The sequence below is a fragment of the Acidovorax sp. WCS2018Noco2-16 genome (assembly GCF_031843945.1).
In the GTDB taxonomy this organism is placed as follows: Bacteria; Pseudomonadota; Gammaproteobacteria; order Burkholderiales; family Burkholderiaceae_C; genus Paracidovorax.
In genome coordinates this window covers 963,948-985,542 of sequence record NZ_JAVTJJ010000001.1, presented here as the reverse complement: position 1 = coordinate 985,542, position 21,595 = coordinate 963,948, and the positions used below count along the sequence as shown (strand labels likewise).

The following is a 21,595-nucleotide window of genomic DNA, read 5'->3' as shown; positions in this document are numbered from 1 at the left end:
GCTCCCCCTGACTCCCACGCTGCGTGTATCAACACTCAGCCTGCTGATGAGACCGCAGGCCACCCAACCCCGTAGGGTTTGCTTGCCTCCCCCCGGGCCGGAAGACTGGGGGCATGAGCCAAATCGATGACTTCCTGAATGGTACGTCTGCCCCACAGGCGCCCGCTGGCGAGCCCAGCCAAATCGACGCGTTCCTGAATCCTCCTCTGAAGAAACGCACCCTTGCGTCGGTCGCGAACGACACAGTGATCGAGGTTGCAAATGCGGCTGCCGGCGGCGTGTCCGCGGCAGCCAACTTCGTGCGGCCCGGCAACGCGGTCTCTGGCTGGATCGACAAGAACATCGTTGAGGCCGGCGAGGCCAACCAGAGCGATGCGGTCAAGGCGGAGAAACAGCGCTTCCGCCAGGACGTGAGCAACGCCGGTGGCGCTCTGGACGAGGTTGGCGCTGTCGGCCGCTACGTGGTCAACAACCCCGGACTGGCGGCTGCCCAGGCTGTGGGCTCCTTCGTGGGCCCGGGCGCAGCCGTGAAGGCCGGGCGCACCCTGGCATCCATTGCTGGCCTGAACGCGGCGCGCGGCGGCCTGGCTGGCGGTGCTGCAGCCGGTGCTGCCATGGCGGGCGGGGATGCCGCAGGCACTGCCTACGAGCAGTCCACCAACGCCGGCGCCACGGACGAGCAAGGGGTGGCGGCCGGGCGCCAGGCGAGCATGCTGCCCGCCGTGATCGGTGGTGTCGGCGGCGTGGTGGGTGCGGAGCGCCTGGTGGCCGGAGCGAAGGGCTTTGCCGGCAACGCCGTCTCGCGTGCGCTGAAGACCGGCGCGGTGGAGGGCACCCAGGAGGCGATCGAGGAAGGCGTAACGCAGTACGAGGGTCAGCGGGCTGCGATGCCGTACGACTCGACTATCGACCCCAGCAAGGGCGTGGCCGCAGCGGCTGCGATGGGCGCGGCGCTGCGCGGGGCGACGGGCAGCGGCGTGTCGCTGCTCACTGGCGGGCACCCCGCTTCAGCATCAGGTGCGCAACCCAACCCCAACGCGCTCAATGCTGAGCCCGTTGCCGCGCCGGCCCAGCGCCCCAGCGAAGCTATGGGGATCAACCCCGAAGACGGTGTGATGTCCCGTGCAGCCGCCCTGGCGGCAGACATGGAACTTGCACCGGCACCGCCTGCGCCCACGGCGGAGGAACAGCGTGTGCAACTGGAAGACGCCATCGCCCGCCTGCCTGAGCTGCAGCAGCGCGAGGCGCGCATGGAGCTTGCGGACGCCGACCGTGAAGGCCTGCCCGCTGGTGTGCGCGCCATGCGCAGCGCTCGGGTGCAGGAGCTGGTCGACGGCGCACCAGCAGCGCCGGTGGAGCTGACGCCGAGTGACATGGAGCGCGGCCGAGTGCTGCAGAGCTTCGACGCGCGCGCGGGTGTGCAACCGCCGTCCCGACTGGAGCTGGAGCAGGACGGCCTTTCCAACGGCGTCGAGGGGTTGGAATTCAATTCCGATCCTGCTCGCGAGGTGCTGGCTGATCCATCTGCGGAGCGAGTCTTCCAACTGGCGCTCGAGGCCGAGCTCACGCCCGGCCAGCCGCTGCAGTTGAATCAAGCCCACGCACTCCGCCGCGGTGCAGCCGAAGCGGGGATTCCCGTTTCGGTGGTGCCGCACCCCAGCGGGCGCGGCTACGACGTAGCGCCCACTGCGCGCCTGGATCCCGCTGCGCGGGCGGCCATGCCGCAGGAGGAGGCCGCCGCCCAGCTTTCCTACGACCAGAGCGCCACAGGCCGGCTGGTGGCCGCACCTGACAGCAGCGTGCGGGCGGAGATCCGGCCCGAGGCGGTCGCGCGCGGCAACGCAGCGGCGGCGCGGCGCCAAGAGGTGGAGGCCGAACGCCAGAGCCGCACCGAGCTGGGCCTGAGCAACATCACGCCCGTGGCACCGGTGACCGAAGGAGGAAATCCTGCTTTGCGTCAGGTGTCCTTCGACAACGCGCCCACCGGCCGCATGGTCGCGGGTGCAGACGGCGTGCGGCAAGAGCGCCGAGCCGAGGTGGTGAACCGTGCCAACCAGCCCGCGCCTGCACCGCAGACCGTGGCCAGCACCAGTGGCGCGCCGTTCCCCTCACGCCAGTCTGCCCGGCGAGAACTCCAGCGCCAGCAGTTGGCCAGCACCCATGAGGTCATTCCGGCCGGTGGCGATGAGACGCTGGGTTTCGTGCTGCAGGAAAGGGATCGAAATCAGGGTGCCGCGCTTACTGATCAAGCGCAGGGCGCTATTGAATCAGTAGCGAGACGTGCAGCGAACTGGCGGACCAACGCCATGCAGGCCAACCGCGTGGCGCGCAGCATGGGCCTCTACCCGAAGGGCAAGCGCCTCGCAGAGGTGGTGGCCGAGATCGATGCAGTCGACGCTGACAGTGCGGGTGCCGTGTCCGACGGATCGAACTTGGCCGCTGGCCGGGTCGACCTCGCTGCTCTGCGCGCTGCCAACGGCCCCTATCCTCCGGGCGCTGCGATGCGTCTCGGTGAGGGGCGCTGGATACCGGGGGTGAAGGTCGGCGAGTCTGGTAGCTGGGCAATTGACGGTGCGCCGGAGTTCGCAGACGCGAGCTCAGCATCGGCCTGGGGCAAGTACGAGCAGGCGAAAGGCCGGCCAGGTGCTGACCTGCGGGCGCTTCAGCAGTTGCAGGATTCCATCCCCGGCAGCACGCGCGGCGAGGGGGCGGCCACCACCACGGTGTCGCCCACCGATTTTGCTCCTGAATTGGTAGCTGAAAGCGCTGATGTGCAAAGCGCTGGCGATACATCCGGGGCGCGTCAGGGGGGTGGCCTGCTGCAGGATCGAGCACCACGGTCTGGCCCACGCCCAGAAACTGCAGAAAATCAGGCTCCAGCGCTTGCAGCGAAAGCGCCAGCAGCTACAAATTCAGGAGCGGATTACGCAGCCGCTGGCCCACGCCCACCGCGCGCAGCAGCACCACGTCCCACCACCAGAATCGAGGACTTCGGCGAGGAGCTGAAGGGCGCCCGCAAGATGCTCTACGCCGAGGTCTACGGCGATAGCATGGCTCAGGCCAAGGAGCTGGACGCCCAATCGCACCCGCTCTCGAAGACGTGGCCCGAGCCCGACTACGGCAAGCTGCTCGACGGCGGCACGCCGCCGGCCGCCGTGGCGATGGCCCGCGCGCTGCGCGACGCTGTGCCCACGAAACCGCAGTCGACGTGGAAGCTCAAGGGCTGGACCAGCAGGATGGAGTCCCTGCGCGGCTTCGCCGAGGACCTGGTAAGCGGCACCATGGACACGGCCACCGTCGCCGAAGCCGTGCAGCGGGCCAATCTGCGAGGCGTGACCAACCAGGCCGCCCTCTACGAGGCCATGGGTCACGAGCGATCGCTGAAGGGCATCGAGCTGGCAGACCACAGCTACTCGCTGTATGAAGGCCAGCGGTACGTCCCGCCGCGCACCATCTGGACCGTGTCGCGCGCCGCCAAGGGCACGACCTTCGGTAACTGGCCGCGCGAACTGGCCAAGGGCGACACCCGCGAGCAGGCGACCAGCGCCTTCCAGCGCCGGGCGGCTGAGCTGCTGGCCGACCAGCAGGCGCCCACCCGCGGCGCGACGTTCGAGATCTACGGCAGGCGGGCGGGCGGCGCTCGCGAGTTCTACATCGGCAAGAAGATCGGCGGCAAGGTGGCCGAACTGAAGTCGGGCTTCGGCGACATTCAGGCCGCGCGCCAGTACCTCGCCGGCAAACAGAGCGAGCTGGAAGACCTGTTGGCCAAGTTCAAAGCCATCCCGCCGGTGCGCTCCACCACCAACTCCCCGCGTATTGGCGAGGATTACCGCAAGGGCGCCGACGTGACGCCCGAGCAGTTCCAGAACGCCTTCGGGTTTCGCGGCGTGCAGTTCGGCAACTACGTGGAGGGCGGGCGCCGACAGCAGGATCTGAACCAGGCGTATGACGCGCTGATGGACCTGGCTGGAGTGCTGAACCTGCCGCCCAAGGCCCTGTCGCTGGGCGGGCGCCTGGGCCTCGCCTTCGGCGCGCGCGGCACCGGGGGCACCGACGCGGCGGCGGCCCACTACGAGCGCGGCAACGTGGTCATCAACCTGACCAAGCGCGAGGGCGCGGGCAGCCTGGCGCACGAGTGGTGGCACGGCCTCGACAACTACTTCTCGCGCGAGCGCGGCGACGGCGCCAGCTACATGACTCAACAGGAGCAGGGCGGCGAGGGCGTACGCGAGCAGATGCGTGCGGCCTTTCGAGAAGTGAACGGGGCGATAAACCGCACCCGGATGCAGGAGCGCAGCCGCAAGCTGGACGACCGGCGCACCACGGCCTACTGGACCACGAAGCCGGAGATGTCGGCCCGGGCGTTCGAGAGCTACGTGATCGCCAAGCTGAAAGATCAGAACGCCGGCAACGACTACCTGGCGAACGTAGTGCCGGCCAGCGCCTTCGCTCTGGAAGGCGGCTACCCGTACCCCACGGCTGGCGAACTGCCTGTGATCCGAGGCGCCTTTGACAACTTCTTCCAGACGGTCGATACCCGCGAGGGCGACGGCGGGGCAGTGGTGCTCTACAGCGCCAGCGACGCGGCGCAGCCCGGGCGCGGGCTATCGCTTGAACAGGCCCAGCAGGCGGTGCAGCACGCCCTTGCGGGGTTGGCCAATCCGCCACCAGTCGACGTTGTGGGCCGGAGCGAGGAGCTTGGGATCGGTGCGCCGGACGGCGTAATGGGGGCGGCGATACCAGGCGAGGGCCGGATCGTTGTCGTGGCCTCCGCTCACGGGAGTGCTGACGCTATCGTCGAGACGGTTTTCCATGAGATGTTCCACCTGGGTGTGCGCAATGTGTTGCCGGCCCCCGATTATGTGCAGGCGATGCTGGACCTGGCAAAGCGCGACAGCCGCGTGCAGGAATACGCGGACCGGTGGAAGCGCGAGGCGCCGGACGCTCAGCAGCAACTGCAGGCTCTGCGCGACCAGGGGCACACCGGCAGCGAACTCACCGCCCAGTACCAGGCCCTGTCCATCGAGGAGGGCTTGGCCGTGGTGGCCGAGGAGCTGCGCGCCCAGAAGCAGGCTGGTACCAAGCTGGGCCTGCGCGTGCGAACGCTGGCCAACTGGCTGGCCGGCGTGGCCGAGCGCATGGGGATGGATGGCTTGGCCAAGCGGATCCGCGGCATGACCTACAACGAGGCCGAGCGCTTCGTGCTGCGGGCCATCGAGCATGCCGGCAGCCGCACGGGCGCCCCTGCCGGCGTGCGGTTCCGCGCTGTGGACCAGACCCAGAGCCAGGCGTTTCAGCGCTGGTTCGGCGACAGCACCGCAGTGGACGGCGCTGGTCAGCCACTGCGCGTATTCCATGGCACCGGCGGCGACTTCAGCGTGTTCAGCCGCTCGCGGGCTGGGGCCACGACGGGCGCCGGCAACACCGGGACGGGCTTTTTCTTCACAAACAACGCCGAGGTGGCCGGGAACTACGCCCGCATGTCGCAGGATGCTCAGGCCATCATGCCGGCCTACCTGTCGCTGAAAAACCCCCTGCGCCTGGAAGCCGAGAACATGATGGCGGCTGACAAGCTGCTGCTGTCGGGCCTGAAGCCGGGCAACGACGGCGCGATCATCCGAGTGGCCATGCGCGACGGTGGTACCCAGACGGTCTACATGGTTCGCGAGTCCGGCCAGGTGAAGTCCGCCACCGGTAACCGGGGCACTTTTGACCCGGCCAACCCGGACATCCGGTACCGCGCCAAGGACGACACCCCCACCGCCGAGCGTGTGGGCAACGCGCTGAAGTCCGTGACGGTCGCGAATATCAAACAGCAGGCCGGCTACAAGGCGGCCGACTACCGCGGCCTGGGCCTTCAGCTGCTGGGCCGCCGCCAGCTCGTCGACGTGTACGGCGGCATGCTGCCGGAGATGCGCAACTACAGCGACTTGATGGCGCGCATGGACGCCGACAAGAACGAGGCGGGCTCTGGTGCTGATCAGCTGGCGCAGGACTGGGCCAAGCTGCCTGACGAGCGCGTGCTGGCCGAACTGATGCACGACTCCACGCTGGCGCAGATCGATCCCTCGCGCGACTTCGTGGCCGGTGACAACAAGACCGACTGGACCCGGCTGCAGGCGCGCTACAGCGCCCTCACGCCCGGCGCCAAGGACGTGTACGCCCGGGCCCGCGACACCTACCGCCAGCACATGCGCGATGTGCGCAGCGCCATCAAGGAGCGCATCGAGCGCACCGAGATCAGCTCCGAGCGCAAGGCCACCATGCTCAAGCGGATGGACGACGAGTTCTTCGGCCACATTAAGGGCGTCTACTTCCCGCTGGCCCGCTTCGGCCAGTACGTGGTGGTGGTCAAGGGCGCCGACGGAAAAGTGGAGAACGTGAGCCGGGCCGAGACCATGGCCGAGGCCGATGCGTCGCGCCGGCAGCTGCAGGATGCCTTCCCAGCCACCAAGGGTTACACGGTGGGCAAGGTGCTCAAGGCCAAGGACTTCGTGGCCGAGCGCGATAGCGTGGGCCGCGGCTTCATGGAGCAGCTCTACGGCGTGCTGGACAAGCAGGGCATGGACACCAAGCAGCGCGCCGAGCTGGAGGATGCGCTGGGCCAGCTGTATCTGTCCTCGCTGCCAGACCTGTCCTGGGCGAAGCACGGCATTCACCGCAAGGGCACGGCCGGTTTCAGCCAGGACGCGCGCCGGGCCTTCGCTCAGAACGTCTTCCACGGCGCCAGCTACTTGGCCAAGCTGCGTTACGGCGACCGCCTGCAGGACGAGCTGGGCGAGATGCAGCGCCGTGTGGACGCCGGCTCGACCGACAGTGGCTTCGACTCCGTGAAGGCGCAGCAAGTGGTGGACGAGATGGTCAAGCGCCACGATGCCGCCATGAATCCCAAGACGAATGCAGTGTCCACCGCGCTCACCAGCCTGGGCTTCATGTTCCACCTGGGCCTGTCGCCGGCGTCGGCCATGGTCAACCTTACCCAGACGGCGCTGGTGGCCTACCCAGTGATGGCGGCGAAGTGGGGCTTCAAGAATGCCAGCACCGCGCTGCTCAAGGCCTCGGGCGAGGCCGCCCGCGGCAAGAACGACATCACGGCCAGCCTGAGCGGCGAAGAGAAGGCTGCGTTTGACGAGGCCGTGCGCTCGGGCGTGATCGACGTGACCATGGCGCACGACCTGGCCGGCATCGCCCAGGGCGAGGACCAGAACGTGTCGTACAAGCTGCGGCCGGTCATGCGTGCGGCGAGCTTCCTGTTTCACCACGCCGAGAAGTTCAACCGGCAGGTGACCTTCGTGGCCGCCTACCGTCTGGCGCGCGAGGCCGGCGCCGGCGACAAGGCAGCGTACGAGCAGGCCGTGCAGGCCACCTATGACGGCCACTTCGACTACAGCTCCAACAACCGTCCACGCGCGATGCAGGGCAACGTGGCGCGAGTGCTGCTGCTGTTCAAGCAGTACGGCCAGAACATGGTCTACACGCTGGCCCGCAACGCGCACCAGTCGCTCAAGGGCGCCACGCCGGAGGAGCGCGCGCAAGCCCGCAAGGCGCTGGGCGGCCTGCTGACCATGCATGGCCTGGCCGCCGGCGCCCTCGGCCTGCCCATGGTCACGACGCTGCTGGCTGCCGCGTCGATGCTGGGGGGCGACGACGACGAGCCCTGGGACGCACAGGTGGCGCTGCAGAACATGCTGGCCGACACCTTCGGGCAGAAGCCGGCCGAGGTGATGGCCCACGGCCTGTCGCGGCTGACCCCCTGGGACATCTCGGGCCGGGTCGGTCTGGACAAGCTGATCTTTCCCGACGTGCAGGAAGGCCTAGAAGGGCAGCGCCTGGGCGAGTCGGCGATGGCTGCCGCTCTGGGCCCGGTCGCCGGCATCGGCATCAACGCGCTGAAGGGCGTGCAGTTGATGGGCGAGGGCCAGTACCTGCGTGGGCTGGAGTCGATGGCACCCAGCGTGCTGCGCGGGCCGCTGAAGTCCTTTCGCTATGGCACCGAAGGCGTGCGCGACAAGTCAGGGATCGTGGTACAGGACGAGGTGGACGGCGCCTCGCTGCTTGGCCAAGCTGCCGGGTTCTCGCCGTCGGGCGTACGCAACGCCTACGAAGGCAAGAGCGCGATCGTGCAGCATGACCGCGCACTGCAGGCGCGGCGCAGCGCCCTGGTGGAGCAGTTCGCCATGGCGGCCATGGCCGGGGACGAGAAGGGCAAGGCCGATGCCCGTGAGGACATCGCCCGGTTCAACGAGAAGAACCCGAACCGTCGCATCCAGGCGATGCAGCTGGCGCAAAGCGTGAACATGCGGCAGAAGCGGATCCGGGAAGCTGAGGAGGGTGTGTACTTGCCAAGCAAGCGGCGCGATGCGCTTGAGGCTGGGAGGTTCTCAGCTCCGAATTAAGGACGGATCAGACCCGGATCACGACAGCTCTGTCTCGAGCGACTGCTGGTGGGCCGATACGATGGCGGCATGATCACCGCCACTTACCTTTTCACCCGTGATCCCGTCCATGGGTTTTTCCGTCAGAACACGGCAGCCACAGATTCTCTGAACGTGCTGATTCTCTGGCGTGACGCTGCTGGTGGTCGGACTTACAAGCTACTGGAGGATGCCGGCGAACGTTTGGTTGCTCGTATCTCGCTGCAGACATCCGACCAGCCTTCAGCCGCGGACGACATGGAACGGCTGTGCCGCGATTTTGGTATTGCGCGGACCGTGCAGGAAGGATGAAATGCCGCCCAATGTCTGCTGAGGTGGGCGCTTTGACAGTTGCAGTTCGGAAGAGAGCGAAGTGCGCGATGCGGAACATGCGCGGAACTGAATGCGGAACACATTCCTAAAACCATAGCAAGAAAGCTATGGTGCCCGGGGCCGGAATCGAACCGGCACGCCTTGCGGCGGGGGATTTTGAGTCCCCTGCGTCTACCAATTCCACCACCCGGGCGACGCGAAGATTGAAGCTTCGAATTATGGCACAGTAGTAGCATATGAAGACCTATCCGACCATCGAGGACGCCATCGGCCGCACGCCATTGGTGGCATTGCAGCGCATTGGCGCGCAGGACAACGAAGTGCGTGGCAACGTCGTGCTGGGCAAGCTGGAGGGCAACAATCCGGCGGGCTCTGTGAAAGACCGGCCAGCACTGTCGATGATCCGTCGGGCGGAAGAGCGCGGAGAGATCAAGCCTGGCGATACGTTGATCGAGGCGACCTCTGGCAATACCGGCATTGCGCTGGCGATGGCGGCGGCCATCAAGGGCTACCGCATGATTCTGATCATGCCGGAGGACCTGTCCATCGAGCGTGCGCAGACCATGAAGGCCTATGGCGCCGAGTTGATCCTCACGCCCAAGAGCGGCGGCATCGAATATTCGCGCGACTTGGCGGACAACATGGTCAAGCAGGGCAAAGGCCGGGTGCTGGACCAGTTCGCCAACCCCGACAACCCGCGCATCCACTATGAGACCACCGGCCCCGAACTGTGGGAGCAGACCGACGGCCGCATCACGCACTTCGTGAGTGCGATGGGTACGACCGGCACCATCACGGGGGTGTCGCACTATCTGAAAGAGAAGAACCCGGCGATCCAGATCATCGGTGCGCAGCCCAAGGAAGGCTCACGCATTCCAGGCATCCGCAAGTGGCCCGAGGAATACCTGCCCAAGATTTTCGACCCCCGCGCGGTGGACGAGACGATCAATGTGGGCCAGGACGATGCTGAAGACATGTGCCGGCGCCTAGCGCGAGAAGAAGGTATCTTCGGCGGCATTTCTGCCGCAGGTGCGTGCTGGACGGCGCAGCAGATTGCCAGCCGGGAGCGCAACGCGACCATTGTGTTCGTGGTGTGCGACCGCGGCGACCGCTATCTTTCCACTGGCGTCTTTCCGGTTTGATGCACCCAGCCACTTTTTAGCCAAATCGGCCTCTAGCGCTTTATCAGTAAGCGCTAGGTGCTATTAAATAAGTAGTACCAGCCAACGCCATTGCTAACGCAGAGCGCACCCATGGTTTACGAAACCCGTTTCTGTACCCACTGTGCCACGGCGCTGGAGCGAATGACGCTGCTGGAAGACGGCGGGCCGACCGAGCGCCTGCGCTGCCCGGCCTGCGGCTGGACGCACTGGAACAACCCTACGCCGGTGCTCGTCGCCATCGTCGAATACGAAGGCCAGGTGCTGCTGGCGCGCAATGCGGCGTGGTCGGGGCGGGCGTTCGGGCTCATCACCGGGTTCATGGAGGCGGGCGAATCACCGCGCGAAGGCATTGCCCGCGAGATCAAGGAAGAAACGCAGCTGGATGTGGACCAGGACGCCTTGCAACTCGTGGGTGTGTATGACTTTCAGCGCATGAATCAGGTGCTGATTGCCTTCCATGCCGTGGCCCAGGGCACGGTGCGGCTGTCGCCCGAACTGGTGGAATACCGGCTGATACCACCGCCCTCCGTGCTGTGCTGGCCCGCGGGCACGGGCCATGCGTTGGCCGACTGGCTGCGCACGCGGGGGATAGAGCCGCGCTACGCTGATTTCCAGGCGCCGCGCAGTGCGGACGACGCGGCTTAAAATGCGTGTCTACGTTCAGGAATCACCGATGCACATCCACCAGGAAATCGACACCCGCGGCCTGAATTGCCCGCTGCCTATCTTGAAGGCCAAGAAGGCCCTGGCGGGCATGGACAGCGGCCAGTTGCTCAAGGTGCTGGCGACCGATATCGGTTCGCTGCGCGACTTCCAGGCCTTTGCCAAGCAGACAGGCAACGAGCTGGTGGAGCAGCAGACCGTGGGCGAGGAATTCATCCACGTGCTGCGCCGGCGCTGATCCGTCTCTAGCAGCGCGTCAACGCGACAATGCAAAAGGCCCGCAATGTGCGGGCCTTCGTATTTCTGCTGCTGAGGAGCAGGCTCAAAGATCAAGACCCTTGAGGTACGAGCGAAACTCGGCGCCCAAGTCAGGGTGATCGAGTGCCAGTTCCACGTTGGCTTGCAAGAAGCCTTCCTTGCTGCCGCAGTCGTAGCGCTTGCCGTCGTAGCGATAGGCAAACACCTTTTCGCGGCGCATCAGCGCGGCGATGCCGTCGGTCAGCTGGATCTCGCCGCCCACACCACGGGGCAGCGCCGCGATTTCGCGGAACACGCCGGGCGTGAGGATGTAGCGTCCCGCCACGCCCAGTCGCGAAGGTGCGTCTTCCGGCGCCGGCTTTTCGACCATGTGCGACAACTCCAGCAGGCGGTCATTGACTGCCTTGCCAGCCACGATGCCGTAGCGGCGCGTGTGGTCGTCGGGCACCTCCTGCACGGCCAGGATGGTCGCTTGCCATTCGGCGAACTGGTCCACCATCTGCTTGAGTACTGGCGGTTTGCCGACCATCAAGTCATCGGCCAGCAGCACGGCGAAGGGTTCATTGCCGACCACGCTGTGTGCGCAATACACCGCATGGCCCAGTCCCAGCGCCTTGGGCTGGCGAATGTAGATGCATTCCATGTCGTCCGGCACGATGGAACGCGCCAGTGACAGCAACTCGTCCTTGCCCTTGGATTCCAGTTCGGACTCCAACTCGTAGGCCGTATCGAAGTGATCTGGAATGGCGCGCTTGTTGCGGCCATTGATGAAAATCATCTGCCGGATACCCGCCGCATAGGCCTCTTCGACGGCGTACTGGATCAGCGGCTTGTCCACCACGGGCAGCATCTCCTTCGGCTGCGCTTTGGTGGCTGGCAGGAAGCGGGTACCCAGGCCGGCAACGGGGAAAACGGCCTTGCGGATCGTGGCGGTGGATTCGGTCATGCAGTTCGTTCGGGGGAAGAATGAAAGTCGGTGGCGATCATAAGGGCCCAGCCAGTAACGCCATGTAGTCTATTGCGCCAAAGGGCGTCGGGCGGCCGGCGCAGACGGCAGGGTGCCGGCCTGCGCTGTACCAAGCCCCTTCAGCCCAACCGTGCCAACTGGTCTTTCAGGCGAGAGAGCGTGACGCCGAAGTCGGCCACGCGCTTCTTTTCCTGGTCGATGACGGCAGGCGGCGCCTTGGCGACGAAGGCCTCGTTCGACAGCTTGGCACCGGCCTTGGTGATCTCGCCTTCGATGCGGGCCACTTCCTTGGACAAGCGGGCCTTCTCGGCGGCCACGTCGATTTCCATGTGCAGGCACATGCGCGCCTCACCCACCATGGCCACAGGGGCCGCCTGTGCGGCGGCGGCCCAGGCGGCTTCGTCGTCAAACACCTTGACCTCGCTCAGCTTGGCCAGCGCTTGCAGCACAGGCGCGGCGCCGCGCATGAATTCGGTGTCGCCCACCACGAAAAGCGGTAGACGGGTGGCGGGCGATACGTTCATCTCGCCGCGCAGCGTGCGGCAGGCATCGACCAGGGACTTGAGCCGCGCCACGTGGGCAATGGCGGCTGGGTCGATCTTCTCGGGCTGCGATTGCGGATAGGCGGCGATGCTGATCGACGCACCAGCGCGACCGGCAACGGGCGCCACCTGTTGCCACAGCCCTTCGGTGATGAACGGAATGATCGGGTGCGCCAGGCGCAGGGTCGATTCCAGAATGCGGATCAGCGTGCGGCGGGTGGCGCGTTGCTGTGCTTCGTTGCCGGTCTGGATCTGCACCTTGGCGATTTCCAGGTACCAGTCGCAGAACTCGTTCCAGGCGAAGTCGTAGATCGTGTTGGCCACGTTGTCGAGCCGGAACTCGGCAAAGCCCTTGGCGACCTCGGCTTCGACCTGCTGCAGCAGCGACACGATCCAGCGATCGGCCTGGCTGAACTGCACGTACTCGGCGTCAGCCAGTGCAGATGCCTCGTCGTTCAGCCCGCAGTCACGGCCTTCGCAGTTCATCAGCACGAAGCGGCTGGCGTTCCAGAGCTTGTTGCAGAAGTTGCGATAGCCCTCGCAGCGCTTGCTGTCGAAGTTGATGCTGCGGCCCAGGCTGGCTAGCGCCGCGAAGGTGAAGCGCAGCGCATCGGCGCCGTAGGCGGGAATGCCTTCAGGGAATTCCTTTTGCGTGTTCTTGCGCACGGCGGGTGCTGTCTCGGGCTTTCGCAGACCGGTGGTGCGCTTGTCCAGCAAGGGTTCGAGCGAGATGCCGTCGATCAGGTCCACGGGGTCGAGCACGTTACCTTCCGACTTGCTCATCTTCTTGCCCTGTGCATCGCGCACCAGGCCGTGGATGTACACGTGCTTGAACGGCACGCGGCCCGTGAAGTGCTTCGTCATCATGATCATCCGGGCGACCCAGAAGAAGATGATGTCGTAGCCCGTGACGAGCACGGAAGAGGGCAGGTACAGGTCGTAGTCCTTGGTGGCGGAGGTGTCGTCCAGCGCCTCGGGCCAGCCCAGGGAAGAGAAAGGCACCAGTGCGGACGAATACCACGTGTCCAGCACGTCGGCATCGCGCGTGAGCTTGGCGCCCGCGCCGGCCTGCGCCTGAGCGTCTGCTTCATCACGGGCCACGTACACGTTGCCGGCTTCGTCGTACCACGCCGGAATCTGGTGGCCCCACCACAGCTGGCGGCTGATGCACCAGTCCTGGATGTTGTTCATCCACTGGTTATAGGTATTCACCCAGTTCTCGGGCACGAACTGCACGTCGCCCGAGGCCACGGCATCGATGGCCTTCTGGGCGATGCTCTTACCCGTGGGGTCTTGCTCGCTCACCTTGCTCATGGCAACGAACCACTGGTCGGTCAGCATGGGCTCGACCACCTGGCCGGTGCGAGTGCAAATGGGCACCATCAGCTTGTGCTTCTTGGTTTCGACCAATGCGCCGATGGCGTCCAGGTCGGCCACGATGGCCTTGCGGGCCACGAAGCGGTCCAGGCCCTGGTACTTGGCCGGTGCGTTTTCGTTGATAGTGGCTTGCAGCGTCAGCACGATGATCATCGGCAGGTTGTGCCGCTGGCCTACCTGGTAGTCGTTGGGGTCGTGCGCAGGTGTGACCTTGACCACGCCGGTGCCGAATTCCTTGTCCACGTAGTCGTCTGCAATGATCGGAATCTCGCGGCCCACCAGGGGCAGCGTCACCGTCTTGCCGATCAGCGCCGTGTAGCGCTCGTCCTCGGGGTGCACCATCAGCGCCACGTCGCCCAGCATCGTCTCGGGGCGCGTCGTTGCCACCGTCAGGCTGCCGCTGCCATCGGTGAGCGGATAGGCGATGTGCCAGAGCGAGCCGTCTTTCTCTTCGCTCTCCACTTCCAGGTCAGAGACAGCGGACTGCAGCTTCGGGTCCCAGTTCACCAGGCGCTTGCCGCGGTAGATCAGGCCCTGCTGGTACAGCTTCACGAAGGTGTCGGTCACCACCTTGGACAGCTTGTCGTCCATGGTGAAGTATTCGCGGCTCCAGTCCACGCTGTCGCCCATGCGGCGCATCTGCGTGGTGATGGTGTTGCCCGACTTTTCCTTCCACTCCCACACCTTCTTCACGAAACTCTCGCGGCCCAGGTCGTGGCGGCTCACGCCTTGCTCCTGCAGCTGACGCTCCACCACGATCTGCGTGGCGATGCCGGCGTGGTCGGTGCCCGGCACCCACAGCGTGTTGTGCCCCAGCATGCGGTGGTAGCGCGTGAGGCTGTCCATGATCGTCTGGTTGAACGCGTGCCCCATGTGCAGCGTTCCGGTCACGTTCGGTGGCGGCAGCTGCACGGCAAAGGCGGGCGCGTTCGCATCGGGCTGCTGCGTGCCGCGATGGCCCGCTACACCGTAGCCCCGGCGTTCCCACTCCGGCCCCCAATGGGCCTCCAGGGCGGCGGGCTCGAACGATTTGGACAGGCTTTCAAGGCCGGGCTGCGAAGGGGTGTCACTCATGGCGGGCAGATAAAAAAACGGCACCTTGCGTACAAGATGCCGTCTGGTTGGCAGAGGGCGTTTGCGCCGATTTTACCGGGCGGCCCAAAGGCCTCGGGTCGCGCAGCGCCAGCCGGTGCGTACAGGCCGTATTTAATGGTCAAATCGGCCTGTAGCGCTTGAAAGGTAAGCGCTAACAGCTATTAATATGGTAGCAAACGGCGCGCCTGAGTGCCAAGTGCTGCGCGCCATCTTTGCAAGAGCGGCCTCCGTTGCGCCCTTCGGGATCACGGATTGCGCGCAGCCGTTCCCATCGTGCGCTGAACCTTCATCACCGCATTGCCTTCGCTATTGCGTTCCGAGGTGACCACCAGCCAACGCCCTGCGCCGTCTCGCAACACCTTTTGAGGCACGGCGGCTGACGACTCCTGGGTCATCACCCCTTGATTGCCGAATTGGCTGTCTGGCGTGCCGTTCGCGTTGAGGGACACCCAGACAGCACGGTAGCGTTGCGCCACGCCGCCGCCCGATGCGTCTGCGGCCGCGGATCCGTAAACCACCATGCTGCCATTCGCTTGGGTGAAGAGAGATAACAGCCCGAAATTGGCAGGTACGCCGATGCGTGCGATGCCTTGGCTTCCAAACGATGCATCGATGGTTCCGTTCGCCTGGAATTTGGCGACGCTGAGGCGGCAACTGCTGGCCCCGCAGGTGCGTGCGCCGATGACGAAGCCACCATCGGGGTGCGGCTGCAGGCGGAACTCCTTGAGGTCTTCACCGAAGGAAGTCCACCCGCCAGCGGTCTGGGCTTGCTGGCTGCTGCCATGCACGGCAATGCACAGGCCGGGATCCGACGCGGGGTCGGGATAGACGCGGCCTGGGAAACCGCCAGCGCTGATGATGTTTCCGTTCGGCAGTGCCAGCACGGCTTCGCCGCCGGCTGCGCAGGGAAGCGATGGCTGTGGTGTGTCGATGGGTTGTGGTGGACCGACGTCATTGAAAGCCACATCAGGCTGACCGTCTGCAGACAGGCGCCGCAGGGCACGACGGAAGATCTGGAGGGGCTCGAAGTGGTTGGAGGTCAGCAGCAACGGCTTTTGGTCAGACTGGATGGCCAGCGACAGGTCGGTCATGTTTCTCGAGATGAAGCCCTCGCCGACCCCTTGAGTGCCAAACGGGTTGTCCAGCGTGCCCGCAGGCGTGAGCCCGACCACCGTGTTGTGCCAAGACCCCGTTGCGCCCGACGTCGTAACGCACCTCAACTGAAAATCCGGAATGACACACGGCTCGTGCGCCATGACAGCCACCAGGATCCTGCCGTTCGATTGAACCTGCACGTCGACAAGGCGGTCAGAGCCTTTCACAGAAAAGCGCGACTCGCCATTCAGGCCGAAGCTTCGGTCGACGGCCCCGTCGACGCCCACTCGCATCACATAGGCTTGTGTCGTCTCAAGGCCCCCGACATTCGGGAGTGGCATCGGCACCGTTACTCGGCTGCCGGCGATCAACAACTTGCCGTCCGGCTGTATCCCCAGGGAGCTGCCCAGGGGAAGCGTGGCAACGCCGTTTTCACCGTAGGTCGTGTCGACCCTGAGCGAGTCGTTGATCGTCACGGGTGTCGGCTCGCGACCGCCACCGCCACCGCCACCGCCACAGGCCGTGAGACCCAATCCGACCACGAAGGTGGCCAGCCACGATGCTTTTGTGAACTGGCGGATGGACGAAGTGGCTCTGGTTGACTGCATGCGCAAGCTCCTGACGTCTGGAGAGAAGGACCGGCCATTGTGCATAGCCACGAAGACTTTCCTTCCAACGAAGGGGATACCGTTCGCCCGACTCGATGGTGATCAGTGGCTATCTTGCAAAAACTCGGGCCGATCATTGCGCTGAGGCTTGAGCGGCTCGGCCACCTTGCCCACCGCACGCTCTCGGCGCCACTGCTCCTTGCGGGCCGTCCACTCTTTCAAGCGTGCATGGGCCACGGTGCTGTCCTTGGCCATGGCATCGGCATCGGCCAGTTGCGCGGTCAGCTCCAGGCGAATGCCGTTGGGATCGAAAAAGTAAATGCTCTTGAAGATGTGATGGTCCGTGACGCCAAGCACCTCAACGCCGAAAGCTTCCAGCCGCACCTTGGTGTTCTGCAACTCTTGCACGGTATCTACGCGAAACGAGATGTGGTTGACCCACAGCGGCGTGTTGGGCGATGGCTCTGCCTTGACGTCGTCGCCCAGGTCGAAGAAGGCGATGAACGAGCCGTCGCGCAGCCGGAAGAAAAAGTGCGTGTACGGGCAGTACTCACCCGTGCTGGGCACGTGGTCGCTCTGGATGATGTGATAGAGCGGCAGGCCCAGGATGTCTTCGTAGAAATGGCGGGTTTCTTCCGCATCGCGCGCCTTGTAGGCGAAGTGGTGCAGCTGCTGCACGGCGGCGGGTGGGGGCAGGTCGGCCAGCACGGGTTGCGCGAGGGCATTCATGGCGGTCTCCGGTGAATAGTAAGTAATGGGGTGAATTCTACTATCCGTAATCAATTTCATTAAAGTGAACTTGCATGGGCTGCCGACTGCTCTTAAAGTTCGCAGCTTCGATCACGCCCTGATCGCTGCAACACCTTCACCGAGGTTCTTCACCCATGCGCCTGTAAGCCCCCTTCCGTCCGTTCCGCCTTCCCACAACGTCGGGGAATGCGGCTGATTCGATGGCTTGCAGCTTGACCATGGCGACATTCAACGCGGGCACCCGTCCGCAACGCGGTGCATGGGCCACCGCCCCCGATTTCTCTTCCTCTTCTTCTTCCTCTGATGCTTGCGCGCTGCGGTTCTGCCAGGTGCAGTGGCTGCGTCCCGACGGCAATGTGCTGTGGGCCGAGCCGCTGACGCTGAACCTTTCCGGCGGCATTGCCGGCCTGGTGGGCGACAACGGCGTGGGCAAGAGTGTGCTTTTGGCCCTGGCGGCCGGCACGCTGGAGCCGGCCGCAGGTACCGTTGCGCGCCAGGGGCGGGTGCATGTGGTGAACCAGCACTGTGCGGGCGTCACCGTGGCTGCGCTGGCGGGCATTGATGCCGTGCTGGCAGCGCTGGCCCGGCTGGGGGAAGGCCTAGGCAATGAAGCCGACTTGTTGCTGGCGGACGGTCGCTGGGATATGCCAGCTCGCTGGCAGCGTGCACTGGCCGGCGTGGGGCTGGAGCATCTTGCGCCGCGACAGGACGCAAACAAACTGAGCGGCGGCGAGCGCGCCCGCGTCGCCTTGGCCGGGGCGTTTCTTTCAGACGCCGACGTGCTGCTGCTCGACGAACCCACCAACCATCTCGATGGGCCCGCGCGGCAATGGCTGATGTCTGCGCTGGCCGATTGGCACGGCGCCGTGCTCGTCGCCACGCACGACCGCGAATTACTGGACGTGGTGGACCGCATCGCCGAACTCAGCCCTTTGGGCCTGCGCCAATACGGCGGCGCTGGAATCCGCACTGGCTTCGTTCACCGGTGCCTTGCTGGTGGTGTCGCACGACCCGCGCTTTTTGAGTGCGCTGAAGCCGCAGGTGAATTGGGCGTGGCAGCAACGGCGGTGGAACTTGGATGCGTCCCTCGCCAGCGATTTGCCGGTAACCCCATCAGCTCAATGGGCCAACGCGGCGTTCTTCCAGGCCGCGGCGGCGGCATCAGCATCGCCGCGCTGCTCGGCCAGTTCGGCCAGGTGACGCCACGCACGGCTGCGCAGGGCGTCGTCGTCAAGCTGTTGCGCCGCCTGCATGAACCGCTGTTGCGCAATGCCCCACAGTTGCCGGCGCAGGCAAGCCATGGCCGACAGGTAGTGCAGCCGTGGGTCGCGCGGGTTGTTCTGCTCGGCGGTTTCTATGCGCGCCAGCCAGGCGGGGTCGAGCGCGTCCAGGCTGTTTTCCAGCACGCGCACTAGCTTCAACGCTACCGCATCGGGCAAGCCTGCGGCCGCGTCGGCCAGCCGGTCCCAGGCGGGCAGCAGCCAGGTGCGCACCTGGGATGCGTCGCCCCCCAGGTGGCTCAGGCGCTGCGCGGCATGCACCGCCAGTTCGGGCATGGCGCGCTCGGCGGGCTCCAGCGCCAGCCACATGCGTTGCAGCTGGGCCGTGTCGTGCGCGCCGTCGATCAGCTCCATCGCCAGGCCGCGCACCATGCTTTGTGCAGCGGCGGGCGAGAAGGCGCGGTGCTTGCCCAGCAGGCGTGCGGTGTCCAGCGCCTCCTGCGTCTGGTGCGACAGGCGCGTGGCCTTCAGGCGGGCGCGCAGCGCCAGCGTGCGGCGTGCGGCGCCTTGTGGCAGCGCGGCCAGCCATTCCAGCGCGGCGGGTGCGTCGCGCTCGTCCAGCGACCAGCGGGCTGCGCGCAGCTGGGCGCCTTCGCGCAGCTCCAGCTCGCTCAAGGGCGCACGGTCTGGAATGTTGCGCAGGGCGTGATCCAGATGCGATGCGCGCGTGGGCCGGTCTTGCAGCGCGTGCGATGCCTCGGCCGCCACCAGATGCGCCAGCGTGCGCAGCTGGCGGCCGTGCGGTGCGGGCTCGCCGGCGGTATCGAGCGCGCTTTCCTGCATCAGCGCGGCGACGGCGGCCTTGCGCGATCGCAGGAAGCGGCCGGCCAGCAGTTGCGAGAGCGAGTCCAGCAAGGCGCCGTGCATGGCACGCTCCTTTTGCTGCACACGCCAGCGTCGTGCTTGCCGGGGCAATTCGAGCAGCGCGGCCAGGCCGCGCAGTGCCGCATACAGAAAGCCGAAGCCGCCGAAGATCAGCAGCAGCACCAGATTGAGCGACAGATCGATGCGGTAGGGCGGCCAGAACAGCGTGACCGAGCCCTGGTTGTTGCCCGCGAAAAGCGCCACCGCCACGGCGACGCCGAAAAGCCCAAGAAGCCAGAGTGCTGCGCGCATGTGTCGTAACCCGTGCGGTTCAGCGGCCGGCGGCGGCGGTGGCCAGCGCGGAGAGCGTGTCGTCCAGCGCGGGCAACTCAGCTGTCTTCATGTGCGCCTGCGCTTGCTGCAGCGTGGTGGCCGCAGCCTGGGTGCGGCGCGACGCGGGGTCGAAGTATTTGTTCAGCGATGTGTTGGCGGCGGCGAGGTCTGACCGCGCCGAATCGATCTGCCGCGCCAGCAATCCCAGGCGGGCGTTCAGCAGCTTCAACTTGAGGTTTTCGCGCAGAAAGAACGCCTGGTCGGGCGCCAGCAAAATAGCGTCGGGCCGGTCGATGCGGCTGATGCGCAGCAGGCCGCGGGCCTCGTCGCGCACCACTTCCCATACCGTCACCAGTGCCGCCTGCCAACGGGGAAGGTCAGCGGTGGAGGTGGGGGCGTCGCCCGCGGCCTGCGCGGCGGCCATGCGGCGTGTGGCCGCCGCCTGCGCCACGGCGTTCAGCAGGGGCAGGTCGTCCACCTGGCGCACCAGGTCGTCGATGCGACCCAGCAGGCCTGCCGTGTCGGTGACGGCTGCGCGGCTGATGCGGTCCTGGTCGCGCTCGATGGCGCGCTGCAGCGGTGCCAGGCGCGGCTGCGCTGCGCGGTCGATGCGCTGGTGGGCGCTGCGCAGGGCCGCAATCAGCGGCTCCAGGCTGCCGGTCAGCTGTGTCTGTTGCTGGGCCAGGCGAATGGCCGACTCGATGTCGACCACCAGGTTCTCGTCGCGCGAGCGCGACAGGCTTTGCATCAGCTCTTCGAGCTGGCTGCGTTGCAGCGCGACCTCGCTCACGCGGGTTTCGGCCACGGCCAGCCGGGCGGCGGTCTCGCGCGAGACGTCTTGCGCCTGGCGGGCCATGGTGCGCGCCTCGATGGCCTGCGCGCCGGAATCGGCCGACTGCCGCGCCAGCTGTTCCTGAATGCCCGACAGGCGCTGCCACAGCAGCACGCTGGCCACCAGGCCGGCCAGCGCGATGAAGCCCAGCACGGCAATGAAAAGCCGTGCGCTGGCCGTCAACGGTGCCGCTGCGGCCGTTGGCGGGTTTTGTGGCGCAGGAGGCGCAAGGCCGGGGGTGGGCTCAAAACTCATCGCAGGGATTCTATCGATGCGACCACGTCCGAGAGGGCCGGACGACATTCGGTAACCATGCCGAAACCCAGGCCGCGCGCCGCCTGCGCAATGCGCGGATGGGTGCACAGCGCCTGGGCCGCCTGCCAGTGCTGGCCGGGCAGGGCGGCGGCCAGGTGGGCGACGGCTTCGGAGCTGCTCAGCAGCCATACCGATCCATCGACAGTTGCTTGCTGCGCCAGCGATTGCTGCGCGGGCGTGAGTTGCGGCGCGCCGCGTTCGTAGACGGCGACGAAATCGACCTGCCCGCCGGCCTGTTCGATCTGCTGCGCCAGCCAGTCGCGCCCCCGGCCGCCTGTGCCGCCTGGCTCGACTGATGCGCCCGACGTGGTGCCGCGCACCACCAGCACGCGATCACCCGGCCGCACCTGCGGCTGCACCTGCAGCCAGAGCGACTCGGAATCGAACTGCTCTGCATCGGCTGCGGGGCTGTCGATGGCTGCAGCGGGAACGCCTGCCTCCAGCAGCGCCTGGCGCGTGCCGGGGCCAGGTGCCCATGCTCTTGTTTTGATAGCTGTCAGCGCTTGCGTATCAAGCGCTAGAGCCTGATTTGGCTCAAAAAAGTAATGCACGGCATTGCCGCTCACGAACATGAGGGCGCGCCAGCGGCACAAGTCGGCCCGAGCCTGTTGCAGCGCCGTCTGCAAGGCCGGCTGGGTGGCGGGCCCGATGGCGATCAGCGGCAGGGCCACGGCCGGCACGCCGCGCGCCTGCAGGTCGGCCACCCATTGCGCGGCGTCGCGCGCAGGACGGGTGACGATGGCGCGGCGGCGTGGTGGAGGCACTT

Annotated in this window: 12 protein-coding genes, 1 tRNA gene and 1 pseudogene; 6 read left to right on the top strand and 8 right to left on the bottom strand. The window is 66.2% G+C overall.

Translation table 11 applies throughout. The features are described 5' to 3' along the window. Positions 1 to 113 precede the first annotated feature (113 nt). Complete coding sequence (locus RQI28_RS04415; protein ID WP_311221342.1) at positions 114 to 8,396, top strand: PLxRFG domain-containing protein; 8,283 nt, start codon at positions 114 to 116, stop codon at positions 8,394 to 8,396. A gap of 69 nt (positions 8,397 to 8,465) precedes the next feature. Next, positions 8,466 to 8,726: a hypothetical protein gene (locus tag RQI28_RS04410; protein ID WP_311221341.1), complete on the top strand. Its 261-nt coding sequence runs from the start codon at positions 8,466 to 8,468 to the stop codon at positions 8,724 to 8,726. 129 nt (positions 8,727 to 8,855) lie between these two features. Here RQI28_RS04410 and RQI28_RS04405 read toward each other — a convergent pair. Beyond that, positions 8,856 to 8,940, bottom strand: a tRNA-Leu gene (locus RQI28_RS04405). A gap of 43 nt (positions 8,941 to 8,983) precedes the next feature. Here RQI28_RS04405 and cysM point away from each other — a divergent pair. From cysM to RQI28_RS04390, 3 genes are all read left to right on the top strand, one after another. Further along, positions 8,984 to 9,889: a cysteine synthase CysM gene (gene cysM, locus RQI28_RS04400; RefSeq protein ID WP_311221340.1), complete on the top strand. Its 906-nt coding sequence runs from the start codon at positions 8,984 to 8,986 to the stop codon at positions 9,887 to 9,889. 111 nt (positions 9,890 to 10,000) lie between these two features. Continuing rightward, on the top strand, positions 10,001 to 10,555 hold the full coding sequence (locus RQI28_RS04395; protein WP_311221339.1) for an NUDIX hydrolase: 555 nt from the start codon (positions 10,001 to 10,003) through the stop codon (positions 10,553 to 10,555). Between the two features lie 28 nt (positions 10,556 to 10,583). Then, positions 10,584 to 10,811, top strand: coding sequence for a sulfurtransferase TusA family protein (locus tag RQI28_RS04390; protein ID WP_311221338.1), 228 nt, complete (start codon positions 10,584 to 10,586; stop codon positions 10,809 to 10,811). A gap of 84 nt (positions 10,812 to 10,895) precedes the next feature. Here RQI28_RS04390 and galU read toward each other — a convergent pair whose 3' ends face one another. The 4 genes from galU to RQI28_RS04370 form a co-directional block, all read right to left on the bottom strand. Then, positions 10,896 to 11,777 (bottom strand): UTP--glucose-1-phosphate uridylyltransferase GalU, encoded by an 882-nt coding sequence (gene galU / locus RQI28_RS04385; RefSeq protein ID WP_311221337.1) that lies wholly within the window; start codon positions 11,775 to 11,777, stop codon positions 10,896 to 10,898. A gap of 140 nt (positions 11,778 to 11,917) precedes the next feature. Beyond that, positions 11,918 to 14,791 carry a valine--tRNA ligase gene (locus tag RQI28_RS04380; RefSeq protein WP_311221336.1) on the bottom strand — a complete coding sequence of 958 codons (2,874 nt, stop codon included), beginning with the start codon at positions 14,789 to 14,791 and terminating at the stop codon, positions 11,918 to 11,920. Between the two features lie 266 nt (positions 14,792 to 15,057). Then, on the bottom strand, positions 15,058 to 16,515 hold the full coding sequence (locus RQI28_RS04375) for a hypothetical protein (RefSeq protein ID WP_311221335.1): 1,458 nt from the start codon (positions 16,513 to 16,515) through the stop codon (positions 15,058 to 15,060). Positions 16,516 to 16,617: 102 nt separating this feature from the next. Then, a complete protein-coding gene (locus RQI28_RS04370; protein WP_311221334.1) occupies positions 16,618 to 17,244 on the bottom strand; it encodes a VOC family protein in 627 nt (208 codons plus the stop codon). Between the two features lie 221 nt (positions 17,245 to 17,465). On the opposite strand from RQI28_RS04370, the pseudogene RQI28_RS04365 reads away from it, so the two are divergent. Continuing rightward, positions 17,466 to 18,059 (top strand): annotated as a pseudogene (locus tag RQI28_RS04365) (ATP-binding cassette domain-containing protein); the annotation flags it as partial. Between the two features lie 324 nt (positions 18,060 to 18,383). Here the strand turns inward: RQI28_RS04365 and RQI28_RS04360 are convergent. The 3 genes from RQI28_RS04360 to RQI28_RS04350 are packed head-to-tail and all read right to left on the bottom strand — an operon-like array spanning position 18,384 to position 21,593. Continuing rightward, positions 18,384 to 19,661, bottom strand: coding sequence for a heme biosynthesis HemY N-terminal domain-containing protein (locus RQI28_RS04360; RefSeq protein WP_311221333.1), 1,278 nt, complete (start codon positions 19,659 to 19,661; stop codon positions 18,384 to 18,386). A gap of 19 nt (positions 19,662 to 19,680) precedes the next feature. Then, positions 19,681 to 20,769 carry a uroporphyrinogen-III C-methyltransferase gene (locus RQI28_RS04355; protein ID WP_311221332.1) on the bottom strand — a complete coding sequence of 363 codons (1,089 nt, stop codon included), beginning with the start codon at positions 20,767 to 20,769 and terminating at the stop codon, positions 19,681 to 19,683. Continuing rightward, positions 20,766 to 21,593, bottom strand: coding sequence for a uroporphyrinogen-III synthase (locus RQI28_RS04350; RefSeq protein WP_404976822.1), 828 nt, complete (start codon positions 21,591 to 21,593; stop codon positions 20,766 to 20,768). The genes RQI28_RS04355 and RQI28_RS04350 overlap by 4 nt, the downstream gene beginning before the upstream one ends. Positions 21,594 to 21,595: the final 2 nt, after the last annotated feature.